This window comes from Rhodococcus sp. NPDC003348, assembly GCF_053589375.1.
On sequence record NZ_JBSFRT010000006.1, the window covers coordinates 53,727 to 68,351 of the forward strand.

The following is a 14,625-nucleotide window of genomic DNA, read 5'->3' on the forward strand; positions in this document are numbered from 1 at the left end:
AAGGCGCCTAGGATACCGCCATGCGGCTGACCAACGTCGCGCACCTGCGCCTCCCGTTCGGCCGGCTGCTGGGCTACGACGTGAATGTCGGACAGCCGGGCCGATCGCTTCCTGTCTCCTTCGACCAGCGGCGTCACGTCGGAGCAGGAGACCGGGCCGGATCCTGGATGGCCTTGTCCCTCAGACTCGCCGAGCCGGTGCCTTCCGACGAGCTCGCGGCGGCATGGTTGGCGGTGATCGCGCGGCACGGCACGCTGCGGTCGGTGTTCGTGCCCGGCGAGGACGGCGAGCCGCGGCTGCACGAGGTCGAGGTCTTCCCCGGTGACTGGATCGAGCACTCGATCGCCCCCGGGCAGGCCGTCAACGATGCGCTGCGGGAAGTGCTCGACCGCGCGTGCACGCCGTACGGTCGTCCGTCGCACCGGCTCTGCGTGCTCGAGACCGCGGTGGGGCCGACCGTGGTGATTGCCGCCGACCACTCTCACGTCGACATGTGGTCGATGCTGGTGATCGCCCGCGACCTGCTCGCGGCGCTGGCCGCGGTGCAGGAGGGCCGAGTGCCGTCGCTGCCGCCCGTCCCCGCCTTCGCCGAGCACACCCGCGCGCTGCGGGGCCGCCCGTCCGCACCCGACGATGTACGCCGCCGGTGGGCGGAGGTGCTGGCTGCCAGCGGTGATGTGATGCCTCGGTTCCCGTTGCCGCTGGGCGCGGCGGCGCTGCACGAGGAACGGGTCGAGGTGCGCGACGTGCTTGACGTCGACGACAGTGCCGCGTTCTCGGCCCAGGCCCGGGACGACGGTGTCTCGACCCTGGCACTGGTGGTGGCCGCGATGACCGAGGTGACCCGCGAGTTGGCAGGCAGCCCATTGCGGGCGGTCTTCCCGGTGCACAGCCGGTACGACGCCACCTGGCACGACTCCGTCGGCTGGTTCATCACCAACTCGGTGCTGGAATCGACCGTTCCCGAGCCGCGCGCCAGTGCGGAGGCGGTCAAGGAGGCCGTCCGGATGGGGTCCTGGCCATTGGAGGACGTTCTGCGTCCATGGGGCGGGATGCCCGAGGCGCCAGGGATGTTCGCGATTTCGTGGCTGGACCTGCGCCGGCTACCGGTCCGGGTCGACGCGACCGGGTTGGAGGCGCAGTACGTCGGGGCGACGATCCGGACCGACGGCGTGATGCTCTGGTTCATCTTCGACGAGTCCGGACTGCACCTGCGGTGCCGCTACCCCGACACCCCCGAGGCTCGGCGACATGTCGGCAGCTGGCTGGACACGCTCGTGGCCCGCTTGCGTTCGCGGGCACGGGCATCGGTCGGTGGGCGGCTCCGACTCGGTGACCGGACCTATCGGGTGCAGCGCGCCTGCCGCGCCGACGTGCCGGCGCTCGTCGCACTGCTCTCCGATGACGAGATCGGTCGCACCCGCGAGGGCGCCGAGATCGCCCGGTACGAGGAGGCGTACGACGCTGTCGCACGGGACCCCTGGCAGTACCTGGCCGTGGTGCGCGAAGAGGACGACCGGATCGTCGGCACCATGCAGCTCACCGTCATTCCTGGGTTGTCCCGCGGCGGCACCACACGTCTGCAGATCGAGGGGGTTCGGGTGGCGGCCTCCGAACGGTCCCGCGGAGTCGGCACCGCAATGCTCGAGTGGGCGCACGACCACGGCCGGCACCGCGGCGCGACGCTCGCGCAGGTCACTACCGACCAGGCCCGCGAGCGGGCGCACGCCTTCTACGCGCGGCTCGGGTACGACAACAGTCACGTCGGGCTCAAGCGGGCACTCTGACGCCTGGCCTACGGCACGTAGAACGTGGCGACGCCGGGGGTGATCGGTCCCGGCACCGTGGAATTGACGACGATGGCCACCTGCCCGGTTCCCGTGTGCACCGTCGCAGCGGCGGGTATGCCGTTCAGCCCGTCGGACAAGCGAGCGGTGCCGGAGGTCCCGGTCGACAAGTTCACCCAGAACACCTCGGCCGAGAGCAGGCAGCCCCACCGACCCGGCTTCCCACCGGTGATCGTCACGCTGCCCGGCTGGTCACCGACGACGGCCGCGCAGCGAACCGGTGGCGCGTCGAAGCTCCCGTTCGGGTTTCCGAACGGCGCGGGGTCGATCTGGAACGGAATGGTCACCGCCGCGGCGGCAACTCCTGCGGTCGACAAACCCGATGCAGCAACGGCAATTGCGCAGATGCCGAGTCTGCGAGCGAGATTCATCATGGAGACCTCCTGTGGTGCAGGGGGCCCGACCCGGTGTCGACCCCATCCTCCCCTTGGAACCCGATCGTTGCACGGTTCGGCCACTATCGGAGGGTGAGTGGCGAACGCGGCGTGGCGGCGGTCGGCGCTCCGCTGCCTGCTGCGATACGCTCCGGCGTCAGCGGTGGATGTCGCGGTACCTGTTGCGGAGAAGTTCACGACTGCCGAGGTGGTGGGGTGCCATGACCGATGGGGTGATTGCCAGCGATTCCGATCGCGCGTCCGGGCACACGCGATTGCTCGCCGTCCTGCTCGCGATGGCAATGTTCGTCCTGGTCGTGGACACGTCACTGATGAACGTGTCGATCTCGGCCGTGGTTCGCGACCTCGACACGACCGTCAGTGGGGTGCAGACGGCGATCGCGCTCGAGGCGCTGGTGTCGGCGGCCTTCATCCTGATCGGCAGCAAGGTCGGCGACCTCATCGGCCGCAAACGCGCCTACGTCCTCGGCCTGCTCGGCTACGCGACGGGAGCGGCGGCGATGACATTCGCACAGAGCCTGACCACGGTGATCGTGTTCTGGGCCGTGGTGGGCGGAATCGGGGCGTCGCTGCTGCTGCCCGCGATGCAGTCTCTCGTGCACGGCAACTTCGAGGGCGACATGCAGAAGAAGGTCTACGCACTGGTCGGCGCCGCGGCCGCGATCGCCGCCGCGGTGGGACCACTGCTCGGCGGCTTCGTCACCACCTACCTGTCGTGGCGGATCGCGTTCGCGCTCGAGGTGGTGATCATCGTCGTCGTGCTCTCGGGTATCGGTCTCGTCCGCGACGTGCCGTACACCGGTCCCCGGGGTGTTGATGTCGGGGGTGCGGTGCTCTCGGTCGTGGGCATGGGCGGGATCGTGCTGGGAATTCTGGTGTGGCAGGAGGGCGGTGAGGCGGTCGCCGCGCTCCTGGTGATCGGTGCCGCGGCATTGGGCGCTCTGGCGTACTGGCTGATCCGCCGGAAGCAGCGTGGGGAACCGGCCCTGCTGGATCCGGACCTGTTCCGGTCCAAGGTTTTCCGGCTAGGCGTCACGCAGCAGATGCTCCAGCAGATCGCCCTCGGTGGCACGATGATCGCGCTGCCGATCTACCTGCAGATGGTGCTCGAGTACAACGCGATGCTGGCCGGCCTGTCCCTCGCACCGCTGTCGCTGAGCATGTTCGCGGTGGCCCTGCTCGTGGGGAAGAAGGCGGGCGATCGACCCCCGGCCGGGATCATCCGGTGGGGTTTCGTCCTGGTCACCGTCGGCATCGCGATCCTGATCCCGCTGGTGCCCAGGGCGGACTTCGGGTGGGCGCTGGTGGTGCCGCTCGTCATGGCAGGTTCGGGGCTGGGGATGCTGGTGTCTCAGCTGAACAACTACACGCTCGCCCCGATCTCGGAGGAGCGGGTCAGCGAAGCCGCCGGAACCAACTCCGCGGCCGGGTCGTTCGGGCTCTCGTTCGGGCTGGCCTTCGCGGGCGCCATCATGCTGGCGACGCTGTCGATCACCTTCACCGCGATGGCGCAGTCGAGCACCGTGCTCCCGCCCGCCGACCAACAGCGCGTGGCGAAGGTGCTCGAGGACGACGCGCAGGTCATGAGCAACGCGGAACTCGAGGCCCTGCTCGTGGGCCAGCCCCCGGCGGTCCAGGACGAGATCGTCCGCATCAACACCGACGCGCGCCCCATCGCCCTGCAGGCGGCACTGCTCGTTCCGATCGTGGCCGGCCTTCTCGGGCTGCTCAACTCGTTCCGCATGGTGCGGGAGCCGGACTCCCCGTCACCCACTGGCGGTGACGGGGAGTCCGGCGCGGCGTGACGGCTCAGTTGCTCTTGGTGGGCGCAGCCGACAGGATGCCGTCGAGGTCGGCGAGGACCGTCATGCCGCCGAGCGGGCCGACGCCGGTGATCCAGTACGACATGTCGACGACGTGCATGTTCGGGAACAGTGCCCGGTCGGTCACCACCGCGGGGACCGATGTCGGGTCGGCCGGCTTCGCGCTGGTCACCAGGACCAGGTCGGCCTTCGCCTCGCTGGCGAGTTCGGGGGACAGGTCGACGGAGATCGAGTTCTGCCAGTCACGGGGCGGGATGGTGAACCCGGCGCATTCGAGGGTGCTGCCCGCGAACGAGGTCGGGCCGTAGAGGGTCAGGACGTCCTCGCGGGGGCGGATCAGTTGCGCCGCTTTGCCTGCGGTGCCGTGCTCGGTCGCGACCTCCTCGCAGCGCGCGGTGTAGCCGTCGAGCAGCGTCTGGGCCTCGGACCCCTTGCCGAGGGCGTCGGCGACGAAGCGAACATTGTCCTGCCACGGATCGGCCTGCGACGCCATGTACACGGTCGGGGCGATCGCGGCGAGCTGGTCGTACAGGTCCGCGTGCCGGGTCTCGGTGCCGAGGATCAGGTCCGGCTTCAGTGCGGCGATCTTCTCCACGTTGGGTGCGGCGACCGTGCCGGTCAGCGCGACCGACGACGCCTTGTCGCCGAGGTATGCGGGCACTCCGGTCGCTTCGCTGAGAACCGCTGCGCCGACCGGGATCACACCCAGTGCGATGGAGGTGTCGAGGTGCACTGGTTCGAGGACCACGACGCGCTGCGGATCGGCGGGGACCTCGGTCGAGCCGTGGGCGTGCGCCACCGTGCGCACCGAGGTCGCCTGATCGGTCGAATCGTCGTCGGCACTGCCGCAGGCGGTCAGTGCCACTGTCGCGGCGAGCACGCCGATCAACACTCGACCCGCCCGCGTGGCATCCTGTCTCATTCGCACTCCTGACTGCACTCGCTGCCCCGCCCGGTCGGTGCCGCGCGGCCGCCGAAATGGCGTCCCTTAAGATTGGTAAGGCTAACTTACCGAGTGGGGGAAATGCCGTGTCTGCTCGCCCCGACGGCGCCTGCGCCGTGCCGTGCACCTCGCGCGGCCGGTCGCACGGGGCCGAATCCGACATCGACCTTGCCGCAATGGGATCGGTGATCGAGAATCCCCAGGTGAGTCGCCGGCCCGACGCGTGTTCGTGGCGGTCGTCCGCGGTCGGCGAGCCGATGGTCGCGCGCGCCACCCTCACCCGGTTGTGGGTGCTGATCGAGCATCCCGGGCCGTGGCCGAAGACCGCACCGACCGGAGTCCTGCCCGACGCCCTGCTCGACCGGATCGCGGCACTCGACGGCCCCGCCCGGCTCGTGCTGATCCGTCGCCCCCGCCGTCGGCGCGTCACCGAACCGCGCTGGATTCTCGCCTGGTCCGACGGGGTGAGCCATTGGATGCGCCAAGGGGTCGTCGCCGGCTACGAGGACCTTGCCGACCTGTCGTTCGAGACGAGCGCCGCCGGGACGGAACCGGACGTCGGAGAGGCGCGTACCAGTCCGCTGTTCGTGGTGTGCACCCACGGGAAGAAGGACGCCTGCTGCGCCGAGCTGGGCCGGCCGATCGTCAGCGCCCTGTCCGAGGTCGACGGCGCGGACGTGTGGGAGTGCACCCACATCGGAGGAGACCGGTTCGCCGCCAACATGATCGCATTGCCGGAGGGGCTGTACTTCAGCCGACTCGGCGCGGAGTCGGCACGGGCCGCGGTCCGTGACCATCTCGCCGGTCGCATGTCGCCGACCCACCTGCGGGGCCGGGCCGCGTTGCCGCAGCCGGCGCAGGTCGCCGAACACGTGATCCGGGAGGCGACGGGTGTCTTCGCCCTCGGCGCGCTCGAAAGCGTCTCTGTGGCAACCACAACCGACTCCGGCACCACGGTCGACATGCGCATCGCATCGCGGGACTTCCGCGTCGTGGTGCGGCCCGGACCGCCGGAGCAGCCGTTCCGGCACGGCTGCATACCGGATACCGCGGCCACCTGGCACCGATGGATCGTGGACAGGTTCGACGAACGCACGGTCGGATAGGCGGACCGCATGCGTCGAGGTGCTTCGCGATCGGGTCCGTTGCCCTACTGTTGGCGACCATGAGCGAGCAGGTGAAGGGACCCGCGTCGTATTTCCCGTCGATCGAGGAGAAGTACGGGCGTCCGATCGGTGAATGGCAGGCGTTGATCCGGGCCAGCGACCTGACCAAGCACATGGAGCTGGTGAACTGGCTCAAGGCCGAACACGGGCTCGGTCACGGCCACGCGAACGCACTCGTCGCGTACACGCTGAAGGAAGACGCCGCCGGTTAGGCCGTCGGGTCAGGCCGTTCGGGAGGCGCGGCCCGCGTCCGATTCCGGAGTGATCAGTTGGACGGGTGCGTCCGCGCTCATGGTGCGGATCACCGTCCGGGTCAGGCCGCGGACGGTCCGGGCCTGAAGTTCGAGCGCCGCGTCGGCTGCCGACAGGGCGATCAGCACGGGACCGCCGATCCACAACGGAATTCTCATCAACACTCCTCCTTGGGCCGAGGGACGGCCCGCCGACCCAGGAGGGGGAGGGTGGGCCGGCGAGCCTTCGCCGCTCGCGGAGGGGCGACACGACGCAACGCGAGCGTAAATGATGATCCTTAATACTCGCGAGTACCCGACCAGCGGGTATTCATGAACGGACGTCCAGACCGGCCGGTCCACTCTGTGCAGGAATCCGTCGTCGTGTCGTCGCCGGACGGCCGCGTCGGAATGGGGTTGACTCTCCGCATGGCCGCCGAAACCTTCCTCGTGGAACCACCGTCCGGTGGCAGATGACCGGCCCGAAATCGTGGTTCTTCAAGGTGTTCGGGTTCGTGATGAGCATGGACAAGATGGTCGGCAAGGACTTCGAGAGGGGCCTCGCGAAGCTGAAGGCCGTCGCCGAGGCCGCGTAGTCGCGCCCCACCCCCACAACCGGTTGCTACCCTTCGAACACTGGGGTGGGCGATCGGGGGGATCGTGGGGGAAATTCTTGTGGCCGACGTGGCGGCGTTGCGTGCGCTGGCGGCATCGTTGCGGGCGGACGCGGACACCGTCGTCGGCCTCGACCCGTCCGGGTCCTGCGCCGATGCCGCCGCCGCGATGCCCGACTCCGCGGTCGGGGCGGTTCTCGCCCGCGCGGCCGATCCGATCCTCGCCGGATACCGGCGCACCGCCGACAGGATGCGGACGATGGCGGCCACTGCCGACGACACCGCCGCCGGGTACGAGGCCGCGGATGGGGCACTGCGGGACCGGCTGAGTGGAACGGGCCCGTAGCGGTGGCCGCCACGCTGACGCAGCTGCGCCGCTGGCAACCCGGTGCCCTCGCTGTCGCCGGTGGCCGGATCGAGAGGGTGAACCGCGAGTTCGACGACACCGTGGCGCCGCTGCGGCGCCGCGTCGACGCCGCCACGACCCACTGGTCGGGATCGGCGGCGACGGCGGCGACGGCACACGTACTCGCGGCACGAGAGGTGGGCGATCACACCGGAACCGCCGTTCGGGCCGTCGCCGACGCCCTCACCGATGCGGCGGGCGCGCTCGGACCGGCGGCTGCGACTGCCCTCGCGATCGCGGACGACGCGACGATCGCCGGCTTCGCGGTCGCGGACGACGGGCGGGTCACCGCCCCGGTATTCGCCAGTGGCGTCCCCGTGCTCGATCTGCTGTTCCAGGCGCAGCTCCGGGAGCAGGCCGGGGTGCTCGAGTCCCGGCTGGCCCCCGCGCTGGACGCAGCCGGCGAGGCCGACGTCCGCGCCGCCGCCGCTCTCGCTACGGCGCTCGCCGAGCTCGACCCCGCCTCGGGCGCGGCGCCGGGTACCCGGATCGCCGCGATCCTCGACGGCCGCGCCGCCCTGCCCGACCAGCCGCGGGCCCTGCGGGACCTCTGGGCGACGCTGACACCCGCCGAGAAGGACGGACTGTTCGCCCTCGACCCGGCGATCGGCAACCGGGACGGCCTGCCCGCCGTCGACAAGCACCACTACAACTCGATCCACCTCGACGACCTGCGTGAAGGTGCCCGGGTCCGGCTCGACGACCTGGACCGGCGGCACCCGGACTGGGCGCGCGGCGAGGACGTGCCGCCGGACGAGGGAGTGGTCGACGAGCCGACGCAGCTACGCCGGCGCGAGTACGAGGACTGGTGTGAGTCGCGGGACGGCGTGGCGGACGAGGTCGCCGGTTACGACGCCGTCGCCCGACAGATCGAGGCGGGCGGTGACACGCTCTACCTGCTGGGTATCGACGACGAGGGGCGAGCGGCGATCGCCGTGAACAACCCGGACACCGCGATGAACGTCGCGACCTTCGTGCCCGGAACCGGATCGACACTGTCGGGTATCGGTGGCGACGTCGAGCGCTCCCAGAGCATGCTCGACGCCGCGAACCTGGCGGATCCCGCGGCGACAGCCGTGATCACCTGGTACGGCTACAACGCGCCGCAGAGCATCGTGCCCGACGCCGCCCTGCGAAGTTTCGCCGATGCCGGGGCGCCGCGTCTGGACGCGTTCCAGGACGGGCTGCGGGCCGCGCACGACGGTCCGCCCGCACATGCCGTGGTGATCGGGCACAGTTACGGCACCACCGTCATCGGCACCGCCGCCGCGCACGGAAGTTCGCTGGGCGTAGACGAACTCGTGTTCGTCGGCAGTCCGGGTGTCACCGTGCCGGACGTCGACCACCTACGGCTCGACGGCGTCGACCCGGCCGGCAACCATGCCAGGGTGTACGTCACCGCGGCGAAGGGCGACCCGGTGCCCCTGATCGGGGACATGTTCGGGAACGCGGCGCATGGGCCGAATCCCGCGCGCGACGCGTTCGGCGCGCAGGTGTTCGAGGGCGATCCCGGCACCCCGTGGCATCTGCCGATCCTCGGGGACATCGGCATCGACCCGGGCAGCCACAGCGACTACTGGGACAGCGGCAACCCGTCGCTCGAAGCGATGGGACGGATCATCGTGGGGCAGGAACCATGACAACACATCGGCTGCGAGCCGGGGCCGTGCTCGCGGTGCCGGCGCTTGCGCTGGCGCTGGTCGCCGGGTGCGGAGGGAACGACAGGACGGAGGACGCGGTGGAGACCGCACTGACCCGGGAGGTCGCGCAGCAGCGGCTCTTCGCGCACCTTGACGACACGCTCGCGGCGCTGCCCCCGGGGACGTCGTTGACCCGGGCGCACCCCGAACTGAGCACCGGAACCTTCGGGCCGGCGCACACCATCCCCTGCGACGACTCCAACACCGTCAGGGACGGGCAGTTGTTCCTCACCGCCACGTACTGGGTGAGCGGGGTTCCCCGGGGTGAGGCGAACCGCTACCACGACATCCTGGTGCGGTTGTGGACCGACCGGGGATGGCCCATGACGGACCGGTCCCGCACAGACACCCGCGGCGTCAACGGCGAGTCCCCCGACGGGTTCCGGCTCACCGCCGACGTCAATTCGCGCGGAGACCTGGCGGTCGCCGTCGTCTCGCCGTGTTTCCCGCGGACGGACGGTGCGCAGCCCGGCCCCGTGGCCGGTCCCGACGTCATCGAACGGCGGTGACCGGCATGGTGTCCCCGTCACCCGACGGCGAGTTGGCGGAGCTGGCCGTGACGGCGAGCCGGGTGCAGCAGGCCGTCGAGCGGGTGCGCGGGCGAGCGCACGCTCCGGACGGCGCGGTGCGTGTCGAAGCCGGGGTGGACGGCAGGATGTCGGCGTTGGACATCCACCCGGATGCACTGCACCTGGGCGCCGATCGGCTCGCGCGGCTGATCGTCGAGGTGCACGCCGCCGCCCAGGCGGAGGCGGTGGCCGCCGCCGAACCGCTCCGGGAGCAGCTGCTCACCGACCGTCGCGTGGCCCGGGTCCTCGCCCGGCTGGAGGGGCGGGGCGCACCGGAACCCGATCCGGGTCCCGATCCGGACCCCGACCGCTACTACGCCACCTTTTCGGTGTTCGGGACGGACCCGGACCGGCAGCGGTAGCACCGGGCCGTACGCTGACGGCATGGCCGAATGCCCTTGTCGCGCACGCGGCGACAGACGCCGCCACCTGGCGGAATGCGGGATCGACGAGATCGGCGTGACCCGATGAACACCGACCCGAGCACACCCGGCGCGAAGTCCCGCAGCGAGCGTCTCGACGAGCTGCCCTTCACCCGCCGCCACGGCCGGTTGCTCGTCGGGTCGGGGATCGGGTGGGCGCTCGACGCCATGGACGTCGGCCTGATCTCGTTCGTGATGGCCGCGTTGGCGGTGCAGTGGAATCTGAGCAACACGCAGCTCTCCTGGATCGGGTCGATCGGGTTCGTCGGCATGGCGGTCGGGGCGAGCCTCGGTGGCCTGCTCGCGGACCGGTTGGGCCGGCGCCAGGTGTTCGCGGCGACGCTGCTCGTCTACGGGCTGGCAACCGGTGCCGCCGCGCTGGCCGGGTCGGTGGCGGTCCTGATGGCCCTGCGGTTCGTCGTCGGACTCGGTCTCGGTGCCGAACTGCCGGTCGCGTCGACGTTGGTCAGCGAGTACGCGCCGCGAAAACTGCGCGGCCGCATGGTCGTTGCGCTGGAGGCGTTCTGGGCGGTCGGCTGGGTGCTTGCCGCGCTGATCGGCTACTTCGTGGTGCCGCTCGGCGACGACGGGTGGCGGTGGGCGCTGGCGGTCGGCCTGGTGCCGACGGCCTACGCGGTGGTGGTCCGGCTCGGGCTGCCCGAATCGGTGCGGTTCCTCGAGAGCCGCGGCCGGGACGCCGAGGCGGAGGTCGCGGTCCGGGACTTCGAAGCCGCGGCCGGCGTCGAGGCGCCGGTCTCCGCAACCGTGTCGGACGCGTCGCAACCGCCGGACACCTCGCAACCGCCCGAACCCGCGGAACCGACGGAAACACCGGTGCGCGAGTCGATCTGGTCGGCCCGGCTCCGGCGCCGCACGACCGCACTGTGGGCGATCTGGTTCTGCGTCAACCTGTCCTACTACGGCGCGTTCATCTGGTTGCCGAGCCTGCTGGTGAACCAGGGATTCGATCTGGTCAAGTCGTTCCAGTACACGCTCGTCATCACCCTCGCGCAGCTCCCCGGATACGCGGTCGCGGCGTGGCTGATCGAGGCCTGGGGCCGACGCAGCACCCTGGCGACCTTCCTCGCCGGCTCCGCGGTGGCGGCCGGACTCTTCGGACTGGCGGACACGCCCACCCAGATCGTTGCGGCGGGGATGGCGTTGTCGTTCTTCAACCTCGGCGCCTGGGGCGCCCTGTACGCGATCGGGCCGGAGCTCTACCCGACGCCGGTCCGCGGCTCGGGCACCGGAGCGGCCGCAGCCTTCGGTCGGATCGCCTCGATCCTGTCACCGCTCATGGTGCCGTGGCTGCTCGACGCCGGCGGGAACGCACTGGTGTTCACCGTGTTCGCCGTGGCCTTCGTGCTGGCCGCCGGGGCCGCGCTTGTGTTGCCGGAGCGCCGGGGCGTCGCCCTCGAGGACTGATGCCAGGAGGAGTCACCGAAACGACGGGGTTCGCTTGGCGAGGAAGGCGTTTGCGCCCTCGTTGCCGTCTTCACCGCTGAACAGCGCCGCGACGGTCCTCGCCTCGTCGTCCGGTTGGGCGGCCAGGTCGCGGCTCGACGCAGAACGTCGCGCCACGCGCCCCGATCACCGCGACCCGGACGGTGCCCTCGTCGGCTCCGCGTGCGATGCGCCAGGCGGCCTCTCGAATCGCTTGTGCCGCAGCCATGTCCAGCGCATTGCCCGACTCCCGGATCAGGGTGATCCGTGCGACGCGTCCCTCCAGCGCCCACTCCACCCGCTCGTTCATTACCTCGGACGCCGTACTCATGTTGCTTCCTCCGGTCGGCGCTGCCTCTCTGTAGGCGCACGTTACCGTCCGGTAGTTCGGTTATTCAACCCTAGGGTCGAGAAAGTTGCCGAAGGGCTGAACGGGGCGGGAGTGGGCACGGGGGTGCCCCTGCTGTTGGTGGTTCGGGTGCGGGTGATGGTTCAGGCGCGGACGAACAGTCGCAGCGCCTCGTCGACGACGGCGTCGCCGATCCGGCCGTCCGGGTCGGCGTCCGGGCGAAGCCAGATCGACGCATGGTTGAGGATGCCGTGCAGGCAGTGCAGCGCCACCGACGGATCCGGGCAGTCGAACTCGCCCGCCTCCAGTCCACGGTCGACCACGTCGCGGAAGATCTGGTCGTGGCGGTGCCGCATCGTCTTGATCGCCTCGATGTGCTCGCTCGGCCAGGGCGCGGGGAAGGAGAACAGCTTGCCGACCTCGGGGTAGAGCACGGTCAGAATGTGCAGCTGCTCGGTGACGAGCGCGCGCAGCCGGTCGGTCTCGGTGCGGCCGGCCGCGGCCTCGAGTGCCTCGCCGAGGCGCGTCAGGACATCGGTGGTGAGCTTCTCGAGTGCCGCGGAGACCAGGGCGTCCTTGCTCGGAAAGTAGTGGTAGAGAGTGGCTTTCGCGATGTCGGTGCGCTCGGCCACGTCCTCGAAGCGCATGCCCTGATAGCCGCTGCCGGACAGGATCTGCAGGGCCGCGGCGATCATCTCCGCCTTGCGCCGGTCGCGTCGGCGCGCCACCCGCCCTCCCGGAGCGGTGGCGTGCGCGTCCACGGTCGAAGTCACCGCCCGATCATAGCCGGGGGAGTGCTGGGCCAATCCTCGGCGAACGCCATCGGGGGCCGGGTGGGTGACGCGCTCCCGAGGCCGCATCGGTGCGCTTGTCGCTGGGGTTCGTCGTTTCCGGTTGTCGTCCGTCGGGACGTTCTATCGACCCGATAGGCTAGAGTTCGACCCCGGGGTCGAGAAATTGCGGATGGGTCGACACCCGACCGGACGTTCGGCCCGGATCGCAGCCACTTACCGGAAGGGGATCTCGGTGACCGATTCGACAGGACCCGGGTCCAGCTATTTCGAGCGCGTCGGTGCCCACCGTTTCGTGCCGACCGTGCACGCGGGCGGGGCCTGGGCGGACGACGAACAGCACGTCAGCCCCCTTGCCGGGCTGGTCGTGCACGAGATCGAGAGGGTGCGGGCGCAGCAGGCGCGGCCGGACCTGCTGATGAGCCGCGTCAGCTTCGACATTCTCGGGCGTATCGGATTCGAGGAGTTCGACATTCGTGTGGATGTCGTCCGGCCGGGCCGCACGGTCGAGCTCGTCCAGGCGACGGTGGACATCGGCGGCCGCTCCGTGCTGGCGGTTCGGGCATGGTTCCTGTCCGCCCAGGGCATCGCGGAGGTTGCGGGCGGTGAACCGGAACCGCTTCCGGCGCCCGAATCGCTGCCCGTGTGGTCGCTCACCTCGGTGTGGAAGGGGGGCTACATCGCCTCGATCGACACCCGGGCGGTCGGGGAACCGCGGCCCGGGCGCGCCGCCGCGTGGGTGTCCACGCCCATGGATCTCGTCGCCGGCGAGAACGCGAGTGACCTGGCGTCCTACATCGCGCTGGTCGACACCGCCAACGGCATCGCCGTCCGGCAGGATCCCGCGGACTGGATGTTCCCCAACATGGACCTGACCATCCACCTGTACCGCCAGCCGGAGGGGCGGTGGACGGGGCTCGACACCGGCGTGACCTTCGGGCGGACCGGGCAGGGGCTCACGAGTACGGTCCTGCACGACGTTCGTGGACCCGTCGGATGTGCCCAGCAGATCCTCACTGTTCGTCCGCAGCCGGAGCTGCAGGGGTGACTGAACGCGGGGCGCCCGTCACACCAGGTAGGGGACGAGGGCCTTGCGGTCGGTGGGGTAGTCGGTGAACTTCTCCTGGTACCACCGGTGGGTGGCCAGTGCCCGGGGGATCAGGTTGCCCGCGGTGATGAGCAGGATGACGACCCCGGGTAGTGCCCAGGTCAGCAGCGCGAACCCGGACCAGGCGATCAGCTCGCCGAGGTAGGCGGGGCTGGTGACGTAGCGGAAACCGCCGCCGAACGGGACCCGGTACTCGGCGGCTCCGGGATTGTGTCTGTCGCGCAGGTTGCGCACGATCGACTCGGAGCTGACCAGCAGTGCGAAGCCGCACAGGTAGACGGCGAGACCGATCAGGAACCGGGGGTCGGTCAGCCAGTCGGTGGTGTACTGCCCGAAGTAGTCGTGGCTGAAGAGTGCGCCGTTGAGGTAGCCGTGCATGGCAGTCACCAGCATGCCCATCACGATCACCGAGACGTTGAAGGTGCTGCGCTTGCCGGGCACCTGACGGATGGCGAGCGGGAAGAACCAGCCGCGGTTCGCGTAGTGCAGCAACCAGATTCCGGCGAGAACGAGGGACGCCGGCTCGAACCGGTTCGGCCCGGTCAGGTAGAAGACCAGGAACACCACGGTCGCGGGGATCTCCATCAACCACCAGCCGAGCTTGGGGTTGAGGTTGAACCCGAGGTTGGTCGACGAGAACCGCCCGTACGAACTCTGGGCGAAGAAGCCGCCGATGATCACGAACGCGGCGAACGCGAACGCGGCGGTCAGGACGGTGTCGTAGACGGTGTTACCGGTGTACCAGTGCATCGAGGTCCTTCGGTGGTGACGTCGGGCGGATCGGCCGACGAATTTGTAACGTGTTCTACCACGTGGCAC

At 70.2% G+C, this 14,625-nt stretch carries 16 protein-coding genes and 1 pseudogene; 11 read left to right on the forward strand and 6 right to left on the reverse strand.

Features of this window, described 5'->3' with window-relative positions:
• The first annotated feature begins 20 nt into the window (after positions 1–20).
• A complete protein-coding gene (locus ACWDU4_RS05815) occupies positions 21–1,787 on the forward strand; it encodes a GNAT family N-acetyltransferase (RefSeq protein WP_450112915.1) in 1,767 nt (588 codons plus the stop codon).
• Positions 1,788–1,795: 8 nt separating this feature from the next.
• Here the strand turns inward: ACWDU4_RS05815 and ACWDU4_RS05820 are convergent, their stop codons facing one another.
• A complete protein-coding gene (locus ACWDU4_RS05820; RefSeq protein WP_450113035.1) occupies positions 1,796–2,218 on the reverse strand; it encodes a hypothetical protein in 423 nt (140 codons plus the stop codon).
• 224 nt (positions 2,219–2,442) lie between these two features.
• Between ACWDU4_RS05820 and ACWDU4_RS05825 the strand changes: the two genes are divergently transcribed.
• The gene (locus ACWDU4_RS05825) at positions 2,443–4,047 is read left to right on the forward strand and encodes an MFS transporter (RefSeq protein ID WP_450112916.1); all 1,605 of its coding nucleotides are present in this window, start codon (positions 2,443–2,445) and stop codon (positions 4,045–4,047) included.
• A gap of 4 nt (positions 4,048–4,051) precedes the next feature.
• Here ACWDU4_RS05825 and ACWDU4_RS05830 read toward each other — a convergent pair whose 3' ends face one another.
• Positions 4,052–4,987, reverse strand: a complete 936-nt coding sequence (locus tag ACWDU4_RS05830; protein ID WP_450112917.1) for an ABC transporter substrate-binding protein — start codon at positions 4,985–4,987, stop codon at positions 4,052–4,054.
• Between the two features lie 107 nt (positions 4,988–5,094).
• Between ACWDU4_RS05830 and ACWDU4_RS05835 the strand changes: the two genes are divergently transcribed.
• Both ACWDU4_RS05835 and ACWDU4_RS05840 read left to right on the forward strand, forming a co-directional pair.
• On the forward strand, positions 5,095–6,114 hold the full coding sequence (locus tag ACWDU4_RS05835; protein ID WP_450112918.1) for a sucrase ferredoxin: 1,020 nt from the start codon (positions 5,095–5,097) through the stop codon (positions 6,112–6,114).
• A gap of 59 nt (positions 6,115–6,173) precedes the next feature.
• A complete protein-coding gene (locus ACWDU4_RS05840; RefSeq protein ID WP_450112919.1) occupies positions 6,174–6,386 on the forward strand; it encodes a DUF4287 domain-containing protein in 213 nt (70 codons plus the stop codon).
• A 9-nt stretch (positions 6,387–6,395) separates the two neighbouring features.
• On the opposite strand, the gene ACWDU4_RS05845 is transcribed toward ACWDU4_RS05840, so the two are convergent.
• Positions 6,396–6,584, reverse strand: coding sequence for a hypothetical protein (locus ACWDU4_RS05845; protein WP_450112920.1), 189 nt, complete (start codon positions 6,582–6,584; stop codon positions 6,396–6,398).
• A gap of 272 nt (positions 6,585–6,856) precedes the next feature.
• Here ACWDU4_RS05845 and ACWDU4_RS05850 point away from each other — a divergent pair.
• The 6 genes and pseudogenes from ACWDU4_RS05850 to ACWDU4_RS05875 form a co-directional block, all read left to right on the forward strand.
• A pseudogene (locus ACWDU4_RS05850) lies at positions 6,857–7,000 on the forward strand (SRPBCC family protein); the annotation flags it as partial.
• A gap of 79 nt (positions 7,001–7,079) precedes the next feature.
• Positions 7,080–7,364: a hypothetical protein gene (locus ACWDU4_RS05855; RefSeq protein WP_450112921.1), complete on the forward strand. Its 285-nt coding sequence runs from the start codon at positions 7,080–7,082 to the stop codon at positions 7,362–7,364.
• A gap of 2 nt (positions 7,365–7,366) precedes the next feature.
• Positions 7,367–9,064, forward strand: coding sequence for an alpha/beta hydrolase (locus ACWDU4_RS05860; protein WP_450112922.1), 1,698 nt, complete (start codon positions 7,367–7,369; stop codon positions 9,062–9,064).
• Positions 9,061–9,633, forward strand: coding sequence for a hypothetical protein (locus tag ACWDU4_RS05865; protein WP_450112923.1), 573 nt, complete (start codon positions 9,061–9,063; stop codon positions 9,631–9,633). Before ACWDU4_RS05860 ends, ACWDU4_RS05865 begins: the two co-directional genes overlap by 4 nt.
• A 5-nt stretch (positions 9,634–9,638) precedes the next feature.
• On the forward strand, positions 9,639–10,055 hold the full coding sequence (locus tag ACWDU4_RS05870) for a YbaB/EbfC family nucleoid-associated protein (RefSeq protein ID WP_450112924.1): 417 nt from the start codon (positions 9,639–9,641) through the stop codon (positions 10,053–10,055).
• Between the two features lie 105 nt (positions 10,056–10,160).
• On the forward strand, positions 10,161–11,540 hold the full coding sequence (locus ACWDU4_RS05875) for an MFS transporter (RefSeq protein ID WP_450112925.1): 1,380 nt from the start codon (positions 10,161–10,163) through the stop codon (positions 11,538–11,540).
• A 70-nt stretch (positions 11,541–11,610) separates the two neighbouring features.
• Here the strand turns inward: ACWDU4_RS05875 and ACWDU4_RS05880 are convergent, their stop codons facing one another.
• Complete coding sequence (locus ACWDU4_RS05880) at positions 11,611–11,889, reverse strand: hypothetical protein (protein WP_450112926.1); 279 nt, start codon at positions 11,887–11,889, stop codon at positions 11,611–11,613.
• Between the two features lie 161 nt (positions 11,890–12,050).
• Positions 12,051–12,680, reverse strand: coding sequence for a TetR/AcrR family transcriptional regulator (locus tag ACWDU4_RS05885; protein ID WP_450112927.1), 630 nt, complete (start codon positions 12,678–12,680; stop codon positions 12,051–12,053).
• A gap of 253 nt (positions 12,681–12,933) precedes the next feature.
• On the opposite strand from ACWDU4_RS05885, the gene ACWDU4_RS05890 reads away from it, so the two are divergent.
• Complete coding sequence (locus ACWDU4_RS05890; protein ID WP_450112928.1) at positions 12,934–13,746, forward strand: thioesterase family protein; 813 nt, start codon at positions 12,934–12,936, stop codon at positions 13,744–13,746.
• Positions 13,747–13,764: 18 nt separating this feature from the next.
• On the opposite strand, the gene ACWDU4_RS05895 is transcribed toward ACWDU4_RS05890, so the two are convergent.
• On the reverse strand, positions 13,765–14,556 hold the full coding sequence (locus tag ACWDU4_RS05895) for a 3-oxo-5-alpha-steroid 4-dehydrogenase (protein ID WP_450112929.1): 792 nt from the start codon (positions 14,554–14,556) through the stop codon (positions 13,765–13,767).
• Positions 14,557–14,625 lie beyond the last annotated feature (69 nt).

Coding starts and splice junctions, on each gene's coding strand:
- ACWDU4_RS05815 (WP_450112915.1), top strand. CDS start 21: ATGCGGCTGACCAACGTCGCGCACCTGCGCCTCCCGTTCGGCCGGCTG.
- ACWDU4_RS05830 (WP_450112917.1), bottom strand. CDS start 4,987: ATGAGACAGGATGCCACGCGGGCGGGTCGAGTGTTGATCGGCGTGCTC.
- ACWDU4_RS05865 (WP_450112923.1), top strand. CDS start 9,061: ATGACAACACATCGGCTGCGAGCCGGGGCCGTGCTCGCGGTGCCGGCG.
- ACWDU4_RS05875 (WP_450112925.1), top strand. CDS start 10,161: ATGAACACCGACCCGAGCACACCCGGCGCGAAGTCCCGCAGCGAGCGT.
- ACWDU4_RS05845 (WP_450112920.1), bottom strand. CDS start 6,584: ATGAGAATTCCGTTGTGGATCGGCGGTCCCGTGCTGATCGCCCTGTCG.
- ACWDU4_RS05880 (WP_450112926.1), bottom strand. CDS start 11,889: ATGAGTACGGCGTCCGAGGTAATGAACGAGCGGGTGGAGTGGGCGCTG.
- ACWDU4_RS05820 (WP_450113035.1), bottom strand. CDS start 2,218: ATGAATCTCGCTCGCAGACTCGGCATCTGCGCAATTGCCGTTGCTGCA.
- ACWDU4_RS05870 (WP_450112924.1), top strand. CDS start 9,639: ATGGTGTCCCCGTCACCCGACGGCGAGTTGGCGGAGCTGGCCGTGACG.
- ACWDU4_RS05825 (WP_450112916.1), top strand. CDS start 2,443: ATGACCGATGGGGTGATTGCCAGCGATTCCGATCGCGCGTCCGGGCAC.
- ACWDU4_RS05840 (WP_450112919.1), top strand. CDS start 6,174: ATGAGCGAGCAGGTGAAGGGACCCGCGTCGTATTTCCCGTCGATCGAG.
- ACWDU4_RS05895 (WP_450112929.1), bottom strand. CDS start 14,556: ATGCACTGGTACACCGGTAACACCGTCTACGACACCGTCCTGACCGCC.